Below are 19,037 nucleotides of genomic sequence, written 5' to 3'. Positions count from 1 at the left end.
CGGCGGGCCTATGGCCGGAAGTGGCGCTCAAGACCCTGCCACACGTCGTCGTACGCGCGCTGCAGGTGGTCGGCGTTCGCCGCCTGGGCGGTCGTCGTCAGCGGCCACCGCGTCTCGAACATGAAGGCCAGTCCGTCGTCGATCTTCTGCGGCTTCAGCTCGGCGGCGCTCGCCTTGTCGAAGGTCTCACGGTCCGGGCCGTGCGCCGACATCATGTTGTGCAGCGAGCCGCCCCCGGGGACGAAGCCCTCGGCCTTGGCGTCGTACGCGCCCTCGATCAGGCCCATGTACTCGCTCATCACGTTGCGGTGGAAGTACGGCGGCCGGAAGGTGTCCTCGCCGACCAGCCAGCGCGGCGCGAAGACGACGAAGTCGACGCCCGCGAGGCCGGGTGTGTCGGACGGGGAGGTGAGCACGGTGAAGATCGACGGGTCGGGGTGGTCGTACGAGATGGTCCCGATGACGTTGAAGGTGCGCAGGTCGTAGACGTACGGGACGTGGTTGCCGTGCCAGGCGACGACGTCCAGCGGGGAGTGGCCGTACGTCGCGGTCCACAGGTTGCCGCAGTACTTGTTGACCACCTCCACCTCGCCCTCGACGTCCTCGTACGCGGCGACCGGCGCCCGGAAGTCCCGCGGGTTGGCCAGGCCGTTGGCGCCGATCGGGCCGAGGTCGGGCAGCTGGAACGGCTGGCCGTAGTTCTCGCACACGTAGCCGCGCGCGGTCTCGTCCAGCAGCTCCACGCGGAAGCGCACGCCGCGCGGGATCAGCGCCACCTCGCCGGGGCGGGCGGCGAGGATGCCCAGCTCGGTGCGGAGCAGCAGGCCGCCCCGCTCGGGGACGATCAGCAGCTCGCCGTCGGCGTCGCTGAAGACCCGCTCCATGGAGGTGTCGGCGTGGTAGAGGTGCACGGCCATGCCGGTGCGCTGCGCGGCGTCGCCGTTGCCGCCCAGGGTCCACAGGCCGGCCAGCCAGTCCGTGCCGGGCGCCGGGTCCGGGAGCGGGTTCCAGCGCAGCCGGTTCGGGTCGGGGACGGTCTCGGTGAAGGGCGCGGTCCGCAGGGCGCCGTTGTCGGTGCGCACGAAGGGCGGGTGCGCGGCCGAAGGGCGGATCCGGTAGAGCCACGAGCGGCGGTTGTGGGCGCGCGGCTCGGTGAAGGCGGAGCCGCTGAGCTGCTCGGCGTACAGGCCGAGCGGGGCCCGCTGGGGGGAGTTCCGGCCGAGCGGCAGGGCGCCGGGCACGGCCTCGGAGCTGTGCTCGTTGCCGAAGCCCGAGGAGTACTCCAGGCCCTCGGCGAGCTTCCGCGCCTGTTCGGTGTCGTTCATCGTCATCGACCGCTTCCTGCTCAGAAGGAATCCTATGTAAAACCGTAGGATTCCGTGGCGCCCACGTCAACGGCGCGGGGCGCGGCTCGGGTGGGGCTGGGACGAAACCCGTGCACGAGGGGTTCCCAAAGATGAACAAAGCTCTACTCTCACCGGCATGGCCCGCTCGCCGTGGACAGCCAGGCTCCTCGCCGTCGTCTCCGCCACGCTCCTGGTCCTGGCGGGCGCTCCCGCCGCCCGGGCCCACGAGGAGCGCCCCGTCGCCTTCCCCGACGGCTCGGGCAGCGTGCCCGTGCTGCGCACCGGGGAGCCCGACCTGCTGGTGTGCAAGACCGACCGGGCCGGCTTCGCCCGCCGCACCGCCCGCTTCCCGGCCCCGCTCCGGGAACGCAACGCACGGCTCTTCGCCCGCTGCCTCCGCGAGGGGTACCGGCACGTGCAGCAGGCCGTCGACGCCGTCGACCGCCCCGGCATGACCATCGCGATCCTGCCCGGGCTGTACGAGGAGGAGCCCTCCCTGCCGCCGCCCGCCGGGGCGTGCGCCGCGCTGGACGCCCCGCGGTCGTCGTTCGGCTACCAGGTGCTGTCCTACGCCCAGCAGCGGCAGTGCCCCCACAATCAGAACCTCGTCGCGATCCTCGGCAAGAAGGACCTCCAGATCGAGGGCACCGGAGCGGACCGCACCGACGTCGTCATCGACGCGAAGTACCGCAAGCTCAACGCGGTCCGGGCCGACGGCTCCGACGGTGTCTACTTCCGCAACTTCACCGCCCAGCGCACCACCTTCAACTCCCTGTACGTCCTCGCCGCCGACGGCTTCGTCATCGACGACGTGCTGACCCGGTGGAACGACGAGTACGGCTTCCTCACCTTCGCCAGCGACCACGGCCTGTACAAGAACTGCGAGTCGTACGGCAACGGCGACTCCGGCATCTACCCGGGCAGCGCGTCGGACATCAACGACGGCCGCGGCTACGACGTCCCCCGCTACTCGATCGAGATCACGGGCTGCCGGAGCCACCACAACATGGTCGGCTACTCGGGCACGGCCGGGGACTCCGTGTACGTCCACGACAACGAGTTCGACCACAACATGGGCGGCGCCTCGATGGACAGCGCCTTCCCCGGGCATCCCGGACTTCCGCAGAACCACGCCCGCTTCGCACGCAACGACATCCACGACAACAACCAGGACTACTACCGGTACGTCGCCGACGGCACCTGCGCCCGGCCGCCCGCCGAACGGGGCTACGAACAGGGCGTCGTCTGCCCGCAGATCTCCATGCCGCCCGGCTCCGGCATCATCACCGCCGGCGGCAACTGGAACCTGTACGAGGACAACTGGATCCACGGCCACCGGCGCACGGCCTTCTACCTGAGCGCCGTCCCGGCCTTCGTCCGGGGCGAGGGCGCCTGGTCGAAACAGGCCGACACCTCGCACCGCAACCGGTACGCGGGCAACCGGCTCGGCGTCGACAAGGCCGGCAACCCGCGGCCGAACCGCACCGACGTGTGGTGGGACGGGCAGGGCACCGGCAACTGCTGGCAGCCGGGCACCGGTTCCTCGACGCCCCGCACCCTGCCCACCTGCGGAGCCCGGCGCGGCGAGGTCTCCGGCGGGTCCCACCGGCTCGTCGGGGAGCCCGTCAAGCTCGTCCAGCTCCTCGTCTGCGCCGACTACGACGTCCAGGCGCGGCGGCTGCCGGCCGGCTGCGACTGGTACGGCGCCCGCGGCATCGCCCGTGTCGAGACCCAGCTCGCCCTCGGCGCCGCCGCCGTCCTCGGCCTCGTGGGGGGCGTCCTGTGGTGGCGCCGGCTGCGCCCCGGCCGGCTCGCCGGGGCGGCCGCGGCGGCGGGTGCGGCGGGGCTCGCGCTGGACGTCGCCGGCTCGACGACGGGCCTCACCGCCGGGTACGTCCCGGCCCTCGCGCTGGTGCTCCTCGGCGCGGGGTGGACCGGGCTGGGCCTCGCACTGCGGCGCGCCGGCCGCCGCGGCCTGGGCGGAACGACCGTGGCGCTGGGCGTCCTCACGCTCCTCGACGCCTTCGACAAGGCAGTCCTCATGATCCCCTGGACCCCGGTGAGCCCGGCCTGGCTGCGCACCCTGCTCGCGGTGGTGTGGGTGCTCGGGGCGGTCGCCGCGTCGGCCCCGGGACCGGGGCGCGGCGAGGCGGTCGAGCGCCCCGGCGGGGTTCCGGACCGGGACCCCGCTGCGGGGGCGGCGGGGGGTCCGGGGGGAGAGCGGGATGCTGCCCCCGGGGCGGCGGGTCGGGAGGTTTCCCCCAGGGCGGCGGTGGCTCCCGACGGAGGCGCGCACACCGGCGGCGCGGCGGCGGGTCCGGACCGGGAGCTTGCCCCCGGCGCGGCGGCGGGTCCGGAGGGAGACCGGGATCGCGTCCCCGGGGCGGCGGCTCCGGACGGAGACCCTCACCCCGCCCGCGGCGTGGCGCCGGCCCCGGACCGGGAACCTGCCCGCGGTGCGGCGCCGGACCGGGACCCGGGCGGGCCGCGCGGCCCGAACGGGTCGCCGCCGCCGGCGGGCCGGGCCCACCGGGGGCCCGGGCGCCCGGCCCGGAGCGCCGGCAGGCGGCCCTGGTCGCCGGCCGCCTCGCCGGTGGTCGCCTCCGCCGTGGCCATGGCGGTGGCCATGGCCGTGGTCGCCGGGTGCGGCGGCCCCGCCACCACGCACCACAAGCCCGGCACGAGCCACCAGGAGGCGACCGGCTCCACGGGAACGCTGCTGGACGCGGAGGACGGGACCGGGCACCGGCTGCGGCAGGTGCCGCCGGAGGGCGCGCCCGCGATACGGCTCACCGCCCGGCCCGACTCCGAGGACGGCTGGAACGTCCACCTCGACGTACGGGACTTCCGCTTCACGCCGCAGAGCGCCGGCGGCGCCGCGCTGCCCGGCCGCGGCCACGCCCGCCTCCTCCTCGACGGCCGGCCGGTGGCCCGGGTCTACGGCCCCTGGCACCACCTGCCGAGCAGCGCGCTGCCGGCGGGCGCCCGCACCCTCACCGCCCGCCTGCACGCCGACGACCACACCGCCTGGGCCGTGCACGGCAAACCCGTCGAGGCCACGGCCGTGCTCGGGCCCGCGGGCGAAGCCCCTGCCGACCGGACGCTGGACATCACCGTCACCGCAGGCGCCGTGCAGCCGCCGACGCGCCGGGTCGAGGTGGAGCGGGGGGAGCGCCTCGCCCTCACCGTCACCAGCGACCGCGACGACACCCTCCACGTCCACGGCTACGACAAGGAGGCGCCGCTGCGCGCCGGCCGGCCCACCACGCTCACGCTCACGGCGGACCGCGCCGGGCTGTTCGAGGTCGAGACCCACGCGTCCGGCCTGGTCCTCGTGCAACTCGCCGTACGGTGACGCCGTTGGCGCCGCTGCGGCCGGCCCACGGGGCGGGACAGGGGCACGACCTGGCGCCGGCCCACGGGGTGGGATCCGCGCACGACCTGCCGCCGGCCCACGGGGCGGGACAGGGGCACGACCTGCCGCTGGCCCACGGGGTGGGATCCGCGCACGACCTGCCGGTCCCGCCGTTCTACGCCTTCGCCGGTGCGTTCGCCGCGTTGTTCGTCTCCTTCCTCGCGCTGGGCCTGCTGTGGTCGGTGTCCCGCTTCCGCGGCGACCGCTCGGGCCGTGCGCTTCCCGCCCCGGTGCAACGCGCCGCCGACGCACGGCCCGTGCGCGCCGCCCTGCGCGGACTGGGGGCGGCGGCCTGCCTGTTCGTGGTCCTCCACCTCCTCCTCGGGCCCGACGACCCTGCCCGCAACCCCGCCGCCGGCGCCGTCCACGTCCTGTTCTGGGTCGGTCTCGTCCCCGCCTCCCTCCTCCTCGGACCGGTCTGGCGCCTCCTCAACCCCCTGCGCACCCTGCACGCGCTCCTTCCCCGCCGGCGGGCCGTCCGCCCGCTGCCGCCCCGCCTCGGCATGTGGCCCGCCGCCACCGGCCTGCTCGCCTTCACCTGGCTGGAGCTGGCCTCCCCGCACCCGGCGTCCCGCGCCTCCCTCCTCGCCTTCCTGGCCGTCCACGCCGTCGTCCACCTCGCCTGCGCCGCCCGCTACGGCGAGCGCTGGTTCACGCACGCCGACCCCTTCGAGGCGTACTCCACCCTTCTGGCCCGGCTCTCGCCGTTCGGCCGCCGCGCCGACGGCCTGCTCGTCCTGCGCCACCCCCTCCACGGCCTCGACTCCACCCCGCCCGCCCCCGGCCTCGTCGCCACCGTCTGCGTCCTGCTCGGTTCCACCACCTACGACGGCATCCGCGACACCCCCGCCTGGATCACCACGCTCCAGACCTCACCCCTCGGCCGCACCGCCACAGCCACCCTCGGACTGTGCGCGGCCGTCGCCCTCGTCGCCACGCTCTACTGCCTCTGCGCCGGCGCCGTACGGCTCCTCTCCGGGCCGCTCGCCCACCCGCTGGGCGCCTTCGCCCACTCCCTCCTCCCCATCGCGCTCGGCTATCTCGTCGCCCACTACGCCACACTCCTCGTCACCGAAGGGCCGCGCACCGTCAGCATGGCGCTCGGCTACGACCATCCACCTCCGGCCGCTCCACCCCTGGGCCCCGGCGGGATAGCCGCGCTGCAGATCGGCGCTGTCGTCACCGGCCACGTCCTCGGCGTCGTCGCCGCGCACGACCGCGCCGTCCGCCTCTTCCCGCCGCACCGCGCCGTCATGGGGCAGCTCCCGCTGCTCGCGCTGATGATCGCGTACACCCTCGGCGGCATCGGCCTGCTCGTCGCGTGACGTCCGTCCCGGGCCGGGGCCCCACGGGGCATGATGGAGCCCGTGCCCCAGCCCAGCTCCCTCCGCCGCACCCCCGTGCAGCAGCGCAGCGCCGAGCGCCTGGCCCGGATCCTCGACGCGTGCGCCGAACTCCTCGACGAGACCGGTTACGAAGGCCTGAGCACCCGGGCCGTCGCCGTCCGCGCCGGCGTCCCGATCGGGTCCGTCTACCGCTTCTTCTCCAACAAGCGCGCGATGGCCGCCGCGCTCGCCCACCGCAACCTGGACCGTTACGCCGAGCGCGTCGCCGCCCGCCTCGCCGCGCTGCCCCGCCCGGGCGCGTACGCGGCCATCGACGCCGTGCTCGACGAGTACCTCGCCATGAAACGGACCGTCCCGGGCTTCGGGCTGGTCGACTTCGGCGTCCCGGCGCCCGTGGGAAGCCCGCGGGAGCCCCGGGATCCGGACGCCGCCGAGGCACCCGACGGCCCTGCGGGTGTCGAGGGCCCTGCCGGTGCCGACGCCCCCGGCGGCCGCGGTGCCTCCCCGGCCGCGGAGGCCGCCCGAGCCGCCGGGCCCACCGGGGCGCACCACGGTCACACCGGCGAGCAGCACCCCAACCACCGTGTCGCCGACCGGCTCTGCGACCTGCTCGCCACGCACCTCGGGCGCACCCCCGACACGGCGCTCCGCCGCAAGGTGCTCGTCGGCGTCGAGGCGACCGACGCGCTCCTCCAGCTCGCCTTCCGCACGCACCCCTCGGGCGACCCCGCGCTGGTCGCCGAGACCCGGGCCCTGCTCCACGCCTACCTCGCGCCCGTCCTCGCCTGACGCCCGCCGGCCCGCCCCCGCCCGCCGGCGCCACCGCGCCCCCGTATCACCGCACCCCGCGCACGGCATCGCCAGCATGCCTACCGGTCGGTATGCTCCCGGTATCCGTGCGCCACCGCCGCTGCCGCCGTCCCGGGAGGCCCCATGCCCACCGCCCTGCGCATCTGCCCGCTCTGCGAAGCCACCTGCGGGCTGACCCTCACCCTCGACGGCACCCGCGTCACCGGAGCCCGCGGCGACCGGGACGACGTGTTCAGCCAGGGGTTCATCTGCCCCAAGGGAGCCGCGTTCGGCGAGGTCGACGCCGATCCCGACCGGCTGCGCACCCCCCTCGTCCGCACGGACGGCGAGCTGCGGGAAGCGACCTGGGACGAGGCGTTCGACACCATCGCCCGCCGCCTGCCGCCGCTCGTCGAGCAGTACGGCCCGAACGCCCTCGGCGTCGTTCTCGGCAACCCCAACGTGCACACCATGGCCGGCGCCCTCTACCCGCCCGTGCTGCTCGGCGCCCTGCGCACCCGCAACCTCTTCACCGCCTCCACGCTCGACCAGATGCCCAAGCACGTCTCCAGCGGGCTGCTCTTCGGGGACGCGTTCGCCATCCCGGTCCCCGACCTGGACCGCACGGCCCACCTGCTGATGATCGGCGCCAACCCCCTGGAGTCCAACGGCAGTCTGTGCACCGCCCCCGACTTCCCCGGCAGGCTCAAGGAATTGCGTAAACGCGGCGGCACCCTTACCGTCGTCGACCCGCGCCGCACCCGCACGGCCCGCCTCGCCGACCGGCACGTGGCCATCCGCCCGGGTACGGACGCGCTGCTGCTGGCCGCCCTCGCCACCACGATCCTCGCCGAGGGCCTCACCGGTCTCGGGGCGCTCGCCGAACAGGTCGAGGGCCTCGCGGAGGCCGAGGAGGCGCTGCGGGAGTTCACCCCCGAGGCCGTCGCCGACGCCTGCGACGTGGACGCCGGCACCATCCGCACCCTCGCGCGCGAACTGGCCGCGGCGCCCTCGGCCGCCGTGTACGGGCGCATCGGCGGCAGCACGGTCGCCCACGGCACCCTCACCAACTGGCTCGTCGACGTCCTCAACATCCTCACCGGGAACCTCGACCGGCCCGGTGGCGCGCTCTTCCCGCTGTCCGCCACCGCCCTCGCACCGCGACCCGCCGGCCCCGGCAAGGGCTTCGCGCTGGGCCGCTGGGCCAGCCGGGTCTCCGGACACCCCGAGGCCAAGGGCGAACTGCCCCTGGCCGCGCTCGCCGAGGAGATCGAGACCCCCGGCGACGGCCGCATCCGCGCGCTCGTCGCCATCGCCGCCAACCCGGTCCTCTCCGCGCCGGACGGCGACCGCCTCGACCGGGCGCTGGCCGGGCTCGACTTCATGGTGAGCGTCGACCCGTACCTCAACGAGACCTCCCGCCACGCGGACGTGGTCCTGCCCCCGCCGCCGCCCTCCCAAAGCGCCCACTTCGACTTCGCGTTCAACGGCTTCGCCGTCCGCAACCAGGTGCGCTACACGCCCGCGGCCGTCCCCCTCGAACCCGGGCGCATGGACGAGTGCGAGATCCACGCCCGGCTGATCCTGGCCGCCACCGGTATGCACGGCGCGGACCCGGACACCGTCGACGCCATGGTCATCGGACGCACCCTGGCCAAGGCCGTCACCGAGCCCCACTCGCCCGCGTACGGCCAGGACCCCGAGCAGTACGCGGCCGGGCTCGGCGGACGCAGCGGCCCGGAGCGCCGCCTGGACCTGATGCTGCGCCTCGGCCCGTACGGCCTGACCCTCGACCGGCTCCTGGAGCACCCCCACGGCATCGACCTCGGCCCGCTGCAACCCCGCCTCCCGCAGGTGCTCAAGACCCGCAGCGGGCGCATCGAACTCCTTCCGGAACCGGTCGCCGCCGACCTGCCCCGGCTGCGCCGCGCGCTGGACGACGCCGGCACCGACGGCCTCGTCCTGGTGGGCCGCCGCCATCTGCGGTCCAACAACAGCTGGATGCACAACATCCGCGCGCTGGGCGGCGGTACCAACACCTGCACCCTCCAGGTCCACCCCGAGGACGCCGCCCGGCTCGGGCTGGCCGACGGCGCCCCGGCCCGGATCAAGGCCGACGGCGGGGAGCTGGAGGTCCCGGTGGAGGTCACCGACGCGGTGCGCAGGGGAGTGGTCAGCCTCCCGCACGGCTGGGGGCACGACCGGCCCGGTACGCGCATGGCGGTCGCCGCGGGACGGCCCGGCGTCAACGTCAACCAGCTCCTCGACGGGTCCCGGCTCGATCCGCTGTCGGGCACCGCCGTGCTCAACGGCTTCCCCGTCGACGTGTCACCCGTCCCGGCGACCCGCCCATGACCTGGGGTTTTGCTCGTATTGCTCACGCGCTGACATCTTGCTGACGGCTGAACGAGGCACCTAACGTCATCCGGGCCGCCGCTCCCCCGGTGGAGTTCAAGGGTGAACGTTAGGTGTCCTCCATGCTGACAATCCTCGGCTTCGCCATGATCGCGACCTTCCTGGTCCTGATCATGATGAAGAAGATGTCGCCGATCGCGGCGCTCGTCCTCATCCCCGCCCTCTTCTGCGTCGCCGTCGGACACGGCGCACGGCTCGGCGACTACGTCATCGAAGGCGTCGGCAACCTCGCGCCCACCGCCGCGATGCTGATGTTCGCCATCGTCTACTTCGGCGTGATGATCGACGTCGGGCTGTTCGACCCGATCGTCCGGGGCATCCTGCGCTTCTGCAAGGCCGACCCGATGCGGGTCGTGGTCGGTACGGCCGTGCTCGCCGCGATCGTGTCGCTCGACGGCGACGGCTCCACCACCTTCATGATCACCGTCTCGGCGATGTACCCGCTCTACAAGCGCCTGAAGATGAGCCTGGTGGTGATGACGGGCGTCGCCGCCACCGCCAACGGCGTCATGAACACCCTTCCCTGGGGCGGCCCCACCGCCCGCGCCGCCACCGCGCTGAAGCTGGACGCGGGGGACATCTTCGTCCCGATGATCCCCGCCCTCGGTGCCGGTCTCCTCTTCGTCCTCGCGCTCGCGTACGTGCTCGGCCGGCGCGAGCGCAAGCGGCTCGGCCACCTCACCCTGGACGAGGCCCTGGAGCCGCGCTCCGAGGCCGTGCTCGTCACGGCGGGCGCGCCGGGCGCCGCCGGCCGGCCCGGCGCCGCGGCCTCGGGCGCAGTCACCGGTACCGGTACCGGCACGGGCCCCGAGACCGGCACGGGCGGCGCCCCCGGCGGCCCGGAGACCGGCGGCGGTCCCCGGACGGACCACGGCGCGGAGAGCGGCGACGGCCCGGAGACCGGCGACGGCTTCCAGGGGCTCGACCCGCACCGGCCGACCCTGCGCCCCCGGCTGTACTGGTTCAACGCGGCCCTCACGGTCACCCTCCTCGCCGCCATGATCATGGAGCTGCTGCCCATCCCGGTGCTCTTCCTGATCGGCGCGGCCCTCGCCCTGACGGTCAACTTCCCGCACATGCCGGACCAGAAGGCCCGTATCGCCGCCCACGCCGACAACGTCCTCAACGTCTCCGGCATGGTCTTCGCCGCCGCCGTCTTCACCGGAGTGCTGACCGGCACCGGCATGGTCAAGCACATGGCCGACTGGCTCGTGGGGGCCGTCCCCGAGGCCATGGGCCCGCACATGGCGCTCGTCACCGGCCTGCTGAGCCTGCCGCTGACCTACTTCATGTCCAACGACGGCTTCTACTTCGGCGTCCTGCCGGTCCTCGCCGAGGCCGGAGCCGCGCACGGCGTGTCCCCGCTGGAGATCGCCCGCGCCTCGCTGGTCGGCCAGGCGCTGCACATGTCCAGCCCGCTGGTGCCGGCCGTGTACGTCCTCGTCGGCATGGCGAAGGTCGAGTTCGGCGACCACACCCGCTTCACCGTGAAGTGGGCCGCGCTCACCTCGCTCGTGGTGCTCGGCGCCGGGATACTCCTCGGGATCATCTGACATGGGCAGGGGCTGACTGCTGCGCCTCGTCATCGCCTTCGGCTCCGCGCAGGGGGCGGTGTCGATGGCGCGGCCCGCCGTCTCGTACCGGGCCCTGTCCCTGGGAGCCGACGAACGGGCGATCGGCGTCATCGCGGGCGTGTACGCGCTGCTGCCGCTGTTCGCCGCCGTACCGCTGGGGCGTACGGGCAGGGGAGCGGCGGCCCGGCCCGGGCACGGCCCCCGACCCGGCGGCGCGCCGCAGGGCGCGCCAGCGGGCCTGACGGCGGGCGCCGGGCCCCGGGCGCCTGAGCGCCGCCGGGCGGTGCTCCCGGTCGGCGCGGCCCGTCCCGCCCCGCCCGGCGGTGCTCCCGGTCGGCGTGGCCCGTTCCGCCCGCCGGGTCCCGCGATCCGCGGCACGCCCGACGCCGGGGGCGACTCCGTCGTGGAGACGGACCGCCGGTGCAACGCCCTGCACCCCTGGGGCGAGGGCCGCCCCCGGGGCGGCGACCAGCTGACGACGGCCGGCTCCCGCCGTCCCGGTCGCCGACCGGTTCCGGCGCCGCCGTGGTGCCGTGTACGCCGCCCGGCAGTGGTGTGCGCGGCCGTCCCATGGCGCAGGCTCCAGTCGCCGGGTCGTCCCGGACGCACCTCAGGAGGCTGCCTTGCCGGAACACAAAGCCGTCAGTTCTTCGCCCGGGCCGTCGTCCCCGCCTGCTCGCGGCCCCGCGTCCCGTACGCGCAAGACCCCACCCGCACCCAGGTCCGCGGCCTCCGGGGCGTCCCCGGGGACAGCCCCGCCGCCGGCGCCGGGCCGGCTACGCGCCGGCACCCTCGGTACCGCCGACATCGCGTTCTTGGTCGTCTCCGCCGCCGCCCCGCTCACCGTCATGGCGGGCGTCGCGCCCATCGCCATCGTCCTGGGCGGCATCGGCGCCCCCGCCGCCTACCTCCTCGCCGGCATCACCCTCACCGTCTTCGCGGTCGGGTTCACCACCATGAGCCGCCACGTGCGCGGCGGCGGTGCCTTCTACGCCTACATCGCCCAGGGCCTCGGCACACCCGCCGGCATCGGCGCCGCCCTCCTCGCCGTGGTCGCCTACAACGGCATGGGCATCGGCCTGTACGGGCTGCTCGGCTCCGCCGGCGCCGACGCCGCGCTCGCCCTGTGGGGCGTCGACGTGCCCTGGCCGCCCCTCGCGCTCGCCGGCCTGCTCCTCGTCTGGTACGGCGGCCACCGCTCCATCGACTTCGGCGCCAAGGTACTCGGCGTCCTCCTCGTCGCCGAGACGGGCATCCTCGTCCTCCTCGCGGGCGGCGTGCTCCTCCGGGGCGGGGCCGACGGGCTGTCCGCGGCCTCACTCGCCCCCGGCAACGTGCTCGTCCCCGGCACCGCGGCCGTCCTGGCCTTCGCGTTCATCGCGTTCACCGGCTTCGAGTCCACGGTGATCTACCGGCGCGAGGCCCGTGACCCCGAGCGCACCATCCCGCGCGCCACCTGCATCGCCGTCTGCTTCCTCGCCGTGTTCTACGCGTTCGTCGTCTGGGCCGTGATCCAGGCCTTCGGCGACGCCCGGGTCGTCGCGGCCGCGGCGGACGACCCCGGCGGACTGTTCTTCTCCGCCATCACGACGTACGTGGGCGCCTGGGCGGCCCACCTGATGCACGTCTTCATCGTCACGAGCGTCATCGCCTCGCTGCTGGCCTTCCACAACGCGGTCAACCGCTACTGCCTCGCCCTCGCCGAGGAGGGCGTCCTGCCCGCCCGCCTCGCCGCAGTGCACCCGCGGTACGGCTCCCCGTACGTCGCCGGAGCCGCCCAGACGGCCCTGGGCCTGGTCGTGGTGCTCGCGTTCGCGCTCGCCGGGGCCGACCCGTACACCCAGCTCCTGCTGTGGGTGAACACCCCGGGCGGCATCGGGGTGATGGTGCTCCAGCTGCTCGCCTCGATCGCCGTCCCCTGCTACTTCCGGCGCGTGCCGCACACCGAGGGAGTGGTGCGCACGCTCGTCGCGCCCGTGACGGCGGCCGTGCTCCTCACCGCCGCGACCGGGCTCGTCGTGTCGAGGATCGACGCCTTCACCGGTGCCTCGGCCGCCGTGAACACCGTCCTGGTCGCCGTCGTGCCCGGAGTGTTCCTCCTCGGCGTGCTGCTCGCCCTCCGGCTGCGCCGCGGCCGGCCCGAGGTGTACACCCGGTTCGCCGTGGAACCCGCCCCTACCGCCCCCGGCCCCCACCCCGGCACCGAGCGGTGAGCCCGTCCGTGCCCGTAACCGGCAAGGCCCCGCGCGGAGCTGACGCGGGCGGATTCCCGGTGCCAGAGTGATCGCCATGCAGATCCTCGCCACCTCCCGCGCCCGCACCCGCCTCGCCGTCAGCGCGGCCGTCGCGCTCGTCGCCGTGGGGGCCCCGGCCGCCTACGCCGGCCTCGGCGCCGGCGACCGGGCCTCCGCGCCCGCCGCCCCGGCGATTCCCGCCCGCGGCAGCTCCTACGTCGAGACGCGCCTGTTCTTCGGGACCGAACGCCCCGACGGCGGCCCGGACGTCACCGACCAGCAGTTCACGGCCTTCATCGACCGCGAGGTCACCCCGCGCTTCCCCGAGGGCCTCACCGTCCAGGACGGGCGCGGGCAGTGGCGCGACGCGAGCGGCAGGATCGAGCGGGAGCGCTCCTACGAGCTGGTCCTGCTCTACCCCGCCGCCGAGGCGAAGGCCCGCGACCCGCACATCGAGCGGATCAGGGACGCCTACGAGCGCGCCTTCGGCCAGGAGTCCGTGCTGCGGCTGGACGAGCGGACCCTGGCCGACTTCTGATGTGATGCGGTCGGCCCCATAGCCTCTGGTGAAGGAAAACTATCGCCGCTAGTTTGGGCTGTGGACGACCGTGGAGCCAGGCCCGAAGGAGAGAAGCGGATGAAGGCGCACGACGGCATGTACATCGGCGGCGCATGGGTGCCCGCCGTCGGCGACGCCGGCACCATCGAGGTGGTGAACCCGGCGGACGAACAGGTCATCGCCCGCGTCCCGGCAGGTTCGGCCGAGGACGTGGACGCCGCCGTACGGGCCGCCCGCGCGGCCTTCCCGGCCTGGGCCGCCACGGCCCCCGCCCAGCGCGCGGCCCGGCTCGCCGCCCTGCGCGACGCACTCGCGGCACGCAAGGACGAGATCGCCGCGACGGTCACGGCGGAGCTCGGCGCCCCGCCGGCGCTGGCGCAGAACGTGCACGTGGGCCTGCCCGTCGCGGTCGCCGGCACGTACGCCGACCTGGCCGCCTCGTACGCCTTCGAGGAGAAGGTCGGCAACTCCACCGTGCTGCTCGAACCGGTCGGTGTCGTCGGCGCCATCACCCCCTGGAACTACCCGCTGCACCAGATCGTCGCCAAGGTGGCGCCCGCGCTGGCGGCCGGCTGCACGGTCGTCCTCAAGCCCGCCGAGGACACCCCGCTGACCGCGCAGCTGTTCGCCGAGGCCGCGCACGACGCCGGGCTGCCCGCCGGGGTGTTCAATCTGGTGACGGGTCTCGGCCCGGTGGCGGGCCAGGCGCTCGCCGAGCACGACGGCGTGGACCTCGTGTCCTTCACCGGCTCGACGGCCGTCGGCCGGAAGATCGGCGCCATCGCCGGCGCCGCGGTCAAGCGGGTCGCGCTGGAGCTCGGCGGCAAGTCCGCCAACGTCATCCTGCCGAGCGCCGACCTCGCCAAGGCCGTGAACGTCGGCATCGCCAACGTCATGTCCAACTCCGGCCAGACGTGCAGCGCCTGGACCCGGATGCTGGTCCACCGCGACCGCTACGACGAGGCCGTCGCCCTCGCGGCCCAGGCCGTCGAGAAGTACGTCCCCGGCGAGCGCGTCGGCCCGCTCGTCAACGCCAGGCAGCAGGAGCGCGTGCGCGGCTACATCGAGCAGGGCGTCGCCGAAGGCGCGCGGATCGTCGCCGGCGGCCCGGACGTACCGCTCGACAAGGGGTTCTACGTCCGGCCGACCGTCTTCGCGGACGTCACCCCGGAGATGACCATCGCCCAGGAGGAGATTTTCGGCCCCGTCGTGTCGATCCTGCGGTACGAGGACGAGGACGACGCCCTGCGGATCGCCAACGGCACGGTGTACGGCCTGGCCGGGGCGGTGTGGGCCGGCGACGAAGCGGAGGCCGTCGCCTTCGCGCGGCGCATGGAGACGGGCCAGGTCGACATCAACGGCGGCCGGTTCAACCCGCGGGCGCCGTTCGGCGGTTACAAGCAGTCGGGCGTCGGGCGCGAGCTCGGGGCGCACGGCCTCGTCGAGTACCTCCAGACGAAGTCCCTCCAGTTCTGAGCGGCCCCCCGCCGGCCGCCCCGGCCGGCGGATCCGCGTCCGCCGTCCAGAGCGCGCTCAAGCCGACAGCCGTCCCGAGCCCGCCCCAGCCGCCGCCGTCCCGAGCCCGTCGTCCCGAGCCCGTCGTCCCGAGCCGAGAAGGAATCCGATCGTGGTCCGCGCCGCCGTCCTGCCCGCCGTAGGTGCTCCGCTGGAGATCACCGGCATAGAACTGCCCGAGCCCGGCCCCGGCCAGGTGAGGGTCCGCCTCGCCGCAGCCGGTGTCTGCCACTCCGACCTGTCCCTGGCCAACGGCACCATGAGGGTGCCCGTGCCCGCCGTCCTCGGCCATGAGGGCGCCGGCACCGTCGTCGCCGTCGGCGAGGGCGTGACGCATGTCGCCGCCGGAGACGGCGTCGTCCTCAACTGGGCGCCGTCCTGCGGCTCCTGCCACCCCTGCTCGCTCGGCGAGGTCTGGCTGTGCGCCGACGCCCTCACCGGCGCGGGCGACGTACACGCCGTCACCGAGGACGGCACCCGGCTCCACCCCGGCCTCAACGTCGCCGCGTTCGCCGAGGAGACCGTCGTCGCGGCCAACTGCGTACTGCCCGCGCCGGACGGCGTCCCGCTCACCGACGCCGCGCTGCTCGGCTGCGCCGTCCTCACCGGCTGGGGCGCCGTCCACCACTCCGCCCGGGTCCGGGCGGGCGAGTCGGTCGTCGTGTTCGGCGTCGGCGGGGTGGGACTGGCCACCCTCCAGGCCGCCCGGATCGCGGGCGCCGGGCCCGTGATCGCCGTCGACGTGTCGCCCGCGAAGGAGGAGCTGGCCCGCCGGGCCGGCGCCACCGAGTACGTCGTCGCGTCCGACACCACCGCCAAGGAGATCCGCCGGCTCACCGGGGGGCACGGCGCCGACGTGGCGGTCGAGTGCGTCGGCCGCGCCGCCACCATCCGTGCCGCCTGGGACTCCACCCGGCGGGGCGGCCGCACCACCGTCGTCGGCATCGGCGGCAAGGACCAGCGGGTCACCTTCAACGCCCTGGAGATCTTCCACTGGGGCCGCACCCTCTCCGGCTGCGTCTACGGCAATTCCCGCCCCGCCGAGGACCTGCCCGTCCTCGCCGAACACATCAGGGCCGGCCGCCTGGACCTCGGAGCCCTGGTGACCGAGCGGATCGCGCTGGACGGCATCCCCGGCGCCTTCGAGAACATGATCGCGGGCAAGGGCGGCCGCGCCCTGGTCGTCTTCTAGCCCCCGTGACCCCGCACACCCCGGCCGTCCCCAGCGGTCGGGGTCTTCGTGCTGCCCGCACACCGGGCAGCCGCCGGGTCCGGGGCCGTGGACCGGGCCGCCTCCGGCTCCGGGGCCCGTACCGGGCGGGGTGCCGGCGGGAGCGACGGTGTGCCGCGGTGGGGTGCCGAGCCGACGCGGAAACGTGTCCGTCCGAACCGTTGACCGACATACCAGCCGGTCGGTACGGTCCCCGTCCATCAAGGCGCCGCCCCCCGTTCTCCGTCCCCCCGCTCGTCCCCGCACCCTTCGGAGCGTGCACCGCATGGACACGGCACCCTCTTCCGCTCCCGCCTCCTCCGCGCCCACCGACCGCCGCCGGCGGAAAGTGGCGACCGCCGCCGCGCTCGCCTCGGCCGTCGAGTGGTACGACTACTTCGTCTTCGGCATCGCCGCCGCCCTCGTGCTCGGCGACCTCTACTTCCCGGCCGGCAGCGCGTCGGCCGGGGTCCTCGCCGCCTTCGCCACCTTCGCCGTCGGCTTCCTCGCCCGCCCCGTGGGCGGCGTCATCGCCGGCCAGCTCGGCGACCGGCGCGGCCGCAAGCCCATGCTGGTCCTGGCGCTGACCCTCATGGGCATCGCCACCGTCGGCATCGGCCTGCTCCCCACGTACGACACGATCGGCATCGCCGCCCCGCTGCTGCTCGTCCTCCTGCGCGTCCTGCAGGGCGTCGCCGTCGGCGCCCAGTGGGGCGGGGCCATGCTGATGGCCACGGAGTACGCCCCCGAGGGCAAGCGCGGCCTGTACGGCAGCCTCGTCCAGCTCGGCGTGCCGATCGGCGTGGTCACCGCCAACACGGTCTTCCTGCTGGCCGGTGCGTTCACCAGCGACGCCGCGTTCGCCGCGTGGGGCTGGCGGGTGCCGTTCCTCGTCGGCTTCCTGGTCCTCGGCCTCGCGTGGTACATCCACACCCGCGTGGAGGAGACCCCCGCCTTCCGCGAGGCGGAACGGGCCCTGGCGGAGCAGGAGAAGAGCGAGTCCCGCTCCCCGCTGCGGACGATCCTCCGCCACCACCTGGGCACCGTGCTGCTGGCGGGCGGCTCGTTCGCCGTCAACACCGCGACGTTCTACATCATCATCACCGGCGTGCTGGACTACGCCACCCGGGAGCTGGACATGAAGCGCAGCGCGGTCCTGACCGTGTCCCTGTGCGTCAGCCTCACCCAGCTCGTGCTGATACCGGCCGCGGCGGCCCTGTCCGACCGCATCGGACGCCTGCGCATCTACGCGCTGGGCGCGGTCGGACTGCTCGTGTGGGCGGTGCCGATGTTCCTGCTCATCGACACCGCCTCGCTGCTGTGGCTCGCCGTCGGCACGTTCGTCACGAGCTGCTTCCTCAGCATCATGTACGGGCCGCAGGCGGCGCTGTTCGCCGAACTGTTCACGGCGGAGATGCGCTACACCGGAGCCTCGCTCGGCTACCAGATCGCCGCGGTGCTGGGCGGCGGCCTGGCGCCCTTCGTGATGGTGCTGCTCCTGGAGGCCACCGGTACGTCGATGGCCGTCTCCGCCTACATCATCGTCCTCGCCGCCGTCGCGCTGGTCTCCATCAGGATCCTCGCTTCGCGGGCGGCCTCCCGCTGACGGCGTCCGCGCTCCCGGCCCCGCTCCGCACCGGCGGCCGGGAGCGCGACACCGCCACTCCGGCCAGGCACAGGGCACCGCCGGCCAGGGTCGGCAGGCCCGGCAGCTCGCCCAGGAACAGCCACGACATCAGCACCACCAGCGCGGGCACCGCGTACGTGGTGGCCCCCATCCGCCCCGCCGTCGTACGGGCCAGGGCGTACGCCCACGTCGTGAACGCCAGCGCCGTCGGGAAGACGCCGAGGTACACCATGGTGAGCGTCGCCGCCAGCGGTGCGCGGGCCGCCTCGTGCGCCAGTTGCCCGGCGAACGGCAGGCACAGCACCGTGCCGGCCAGGCATCCGAACGCCGTCACCTGGAGCGCGCTCGCGTGCGCGAGCGCGGGCTTCTGGCCCACGACCCCCGCGGCGTACCCGGCCGCCGCCAGGAGGCACAGCAGCACCCCCAGCACCGAGGTGCGGCCCTCGCCGTCCGCGCTCGACAGGGACGCGCCCACCGCGACCGCGCCCGCGAACGACACCGCCATACCCGCCAGCAGGCGCGGCGGCAGCGCCTCGCCCAGCACCCGGGCGCCGAGCAGGGCGACCAGGACGGGCCCGACGTTCACGATCATCGCGGCGGTACCCGCGTCGACCTCCTGCTCGCCCCAGTTGAGCACCACCATGTAGACGCCGAACCAGAGCAGCCCGGACACCGCGATCCCGGGCCAGGCAGCCCGCGGCGGCAGCCCCTCGCGGCGCAGCAGCAGGACGCAGCCCAGGGCGAGGGAGCCGGCCAGCAGCCGGCCGAGGGCCAGCGGGCCGGGGGAGTAGGCGGTGCCGGCGCTGCGGATCGCCACGAAGGCGGAGGCCCACAGCACGACGGAGACGGCGGCCGCGGCGAGGGGGAGGAACCGGGGGCGGGAAGAGGTCATGCGCCGACCGTACGGGCGGGACGGTTCGGCGCTCACCGCAACGTCATGCGGGGGCGCGACGGCCCGGCGTTCACCGCACGGTCACGGGCGGGTGCGACGGCCCGGTCGGCTCACC

General features: G+C 74.8%; 12 protein-coding genes and 2 pseudogenes. 12 read left to right on the top strand and 2 right to left on the bottom strand.

Annotated elements, in window-relative coordinates; genetic code table 11:
* Positions 1–8: 8 nt before the first annotated feature.
* Positions 9–1,325, bottom strand: coding sequence for a homogentisate 1,2-dioxygenase (gene hmgA / locus ACIA79_RS15685; protein WP_399428889.1), 1,317 nt, complete (start codon positions 1,323–1,325; stop codon positions 9–11).
* A gap of 157 nt (positions 1,326–1,482) precedes the next feature.
* Between hmgA and ACIA79_RS15680 the strand changes: the two are divergent.
* The 12 genes and pseudogenes from ACIA79_RS15680 to ACIA79_RS15625 form a co-directional block, all read left to right on the top strand.
* Positions 1,483–3,537, top strand: a pseudogene (locus tag ACIA79_RS15680) (right-handed parallel beta-helix repeat-containing protein); the annotation flags it as partial.
* Between the two features lie 423 nt (positions 3,538–3,960).
* On the top strand, positions 3,961–4,701 hold the full coding sequence (locus ACIA79_RS15675) for a hypothetical protein (RefSeq protein ID WP_399428888.1): 741 nt from the start codon (positions 3,961–3,963) through the stop codon (positions 4,699–4,701).
* An 86-nt stretch (positions 4,702–4,787) separates the two neighbouring features.
* Positions 4,788–6,086: a hypothetical protein gene (locus tag ACIA79_RS15670; protein WP_399428887.1), complete on the top strand. Its 1,299-nt coding sequence runs from the start codon at positions 4,788–4,790 to the stop codon at positions 6,084–6,086.
* 33 nt (positions 6,087–6,119) lie between these two features.
* Positions 6,120–6,896, top strand: coding sequence for a TetR family transcriptional regulator (locus ACIA79_RS15665; RefSeq protein ID WP_399428886.1), 777 nt, complete (start codon positions 6,120–6,122; stop codon positions 6,894–6,896).
* Positions 6,897–7,040: 144 nt separating this feature from the next.
* The gene (locus ACIA79_RS15660; RefSeq protein ID WP_399428788.1) at positions 7,041–9,251 is read left to right on the top strand and encodes a molybdopterin oxidoreductase family protein; all 2,211 of its coding nucleotides are present in this window, start codon (positions 7,041–7,043) and stop codon (positions 9,249–9,251) included.
* 122 nt (positions 9,252–9,373) lie between these two features.
* Positions 9,374–10,864: a CitMHS family transporter gene (locus ACIA79_RS15655; RefSeq protein ID WP_399428787.1), complete on the top strand. Its 1,491-nt coding sequence runs from the start codon at positions 9,374–9,376 to the stop codon at positions 10,862–10,864.
* A 16-nt stretch (positions 10,865–10,880) separates the two neighbouring features.
* Positions 10,881–11,069, top strand: a pseudogene (locus ACIA79_RS15650) (MFS transporter); the annotation flags it as partial.
* A 631-nt stretch (positions 11,070–11,700) separates the two neighbouring features.
* Positions 11,701–13,098: an APC family permease gene (locus ACIA79_RS15645; protein WP_399428786.1), complete on the top strand. Its 1,398-nt coding sequence runs from the start codon at positions 11,701–11,703 to the stop codon at positions 13,096–13,098.
* A 76-nt stretch (positions 13,099–13,174) separates the two neighbouring features.
* Positions 13,175–13,657 (top strand): DUF3574 domain-containing protein, encoded by a 483-nt coding sequence (locus tag ACIA79_RS15640; RefSeq protein ID WP_399428785.1) that lies wholly within the window; start codon positions 13,175–13,177, stop codon positions 13,655–13,657.
* A 99-nt stretch (positions 13,658–13,756) separates the two neighbouring features.
* The gene (locus tag ACIA79_RS15635; protein WP_399428784.1) at positions 13,757–15,154 is read left to right on the top strand and encodes an aldehyde dehydrogenase family protein; all 1,398 of its coding nucleotides are present in this window, start codon (positions 13,757–13,759) and stop codon (positions 15,152–15,154) included.
* 151 nt (positions 15,155–15,305) lie between these two features.
* Positions 15,306–16,385: a zinc-binding dehydrogenase gene (locus ACIA79_RS15630; RefSeq protein ID WP_399428783.1), complete on the top strand. Its 1,080-nt coding sequence runs from the start codon at positions 15,306–15,308 to the stop codon at positions 16,383–16,385.
* A 304-nt stretch (positions 16,386–16,689) separates the two neighbouring features.
* The gene (locus tag ACIA79_RS15625; protein WP_399428782.1) at positions 16,690–18,009 is read left to right on the top strand and encodes an MFS transporter; all 1,320 of its coding nucleotides are present in this window, start codon (positions 16,690–16,692) and stop codon (positions 18,007–18,009) included.
* Here the strand turns inward: ACIA79_RS15625 and ACIA79_RS15620 are convergent.
* Positions 17,975–18,922, bottom strand: coding sequence for a DMT family transporter (locus ACIA79_RS15620; RefSeq protein WP_399428781.1), 948 nt, complete (start codon positions 18,920–18,922; stop codon positions 17,975–17,977). The genes ACIA79_RS15625 and ACIA79_RS15620 overlap by 35 nt on opposite strands.
* Positions 18,923–19,037: the final 115 nt, after the last annotated feature.

Source organism: Streptomyces sp. NPDC051310, assembly GCF_044455245.1.
Lineage (GTDB): Bacteria > Actinomycetota > Actinomycetes > Streptomycetales > Streptomycetaceae > Streptomyces.
Note: the sequence above shows the minus strand (reverse complement) of the source record. Positions and strands in the feature narration are given on the sequence as shown.

Bases quoted from the DNA above. Each gene is read 5' to 3' on its own strand.
- hmgA (WP_399428889.1), bottom strand. From the start codon at position 1,325: ATGAACGACACCGAACAGGCGCGGAAGCTCGCCGAGGGCCTGGAGTAC.
- ACIA79_RS15675 (WP_399428888.1), top strand. From the start codon at position 3,961: ATGGCGGTGGCCATGGCCGTGGTCGCCGGGTGCGGCGGCCCCGCCACC.
- ACIA79_RS15665 (WP_399428886.1), top strand. From the start codon at position 6,120: ATGGAGCCCGTGCCCCAGCCCAGCTCCCTCCGCCGCACCCCCGTGCAG.
- ACIA79_RS15660 (WP_399428788.1), top strand. From the start codon at position 7,041: ATGCCCACCGCCCTGCGCATCTGCCCGCTCTGCGAAGCCACCTGCGGG.
- ACIA79_RS15655 (WP_399428787.1), top strand. From the start codon at position 9,374: ATGCTGACAATCCTCGGCTTCGCCATGATCGCGACCTTCCTGGTCCTG.
- ACIA79_RS15640 (WP_399428785.1), top strand. From the start codon at position 13,175: ATGCAGATCCTCGCCACCTCCCGCGCCCGCACCCGCCTCGCCGTCAGC.
- ACIA79_RS15635 (WP_399428784.1), top strand. From the start codon at position 13,757: ATGAAGGCGCACGACGGCATGTACATCGGCGGCGCATGGGTGCCCGCC.
- ACIA79_RS15625 (WP_399428782.1), top strand. From the start codon at position 16,690: ATGGACACGGCACCCTCTTCCGCTCCCGCCTCCTCCGCGCCCACCGAC.
- ACIA79_RS15620 (WP_399428781.1), bottom strand. From the start codon at position 18,922: ATGACCTCTTCCCGCCCCCGGTTCCTCCCCCTCGCCGCGGCCGCCGTC.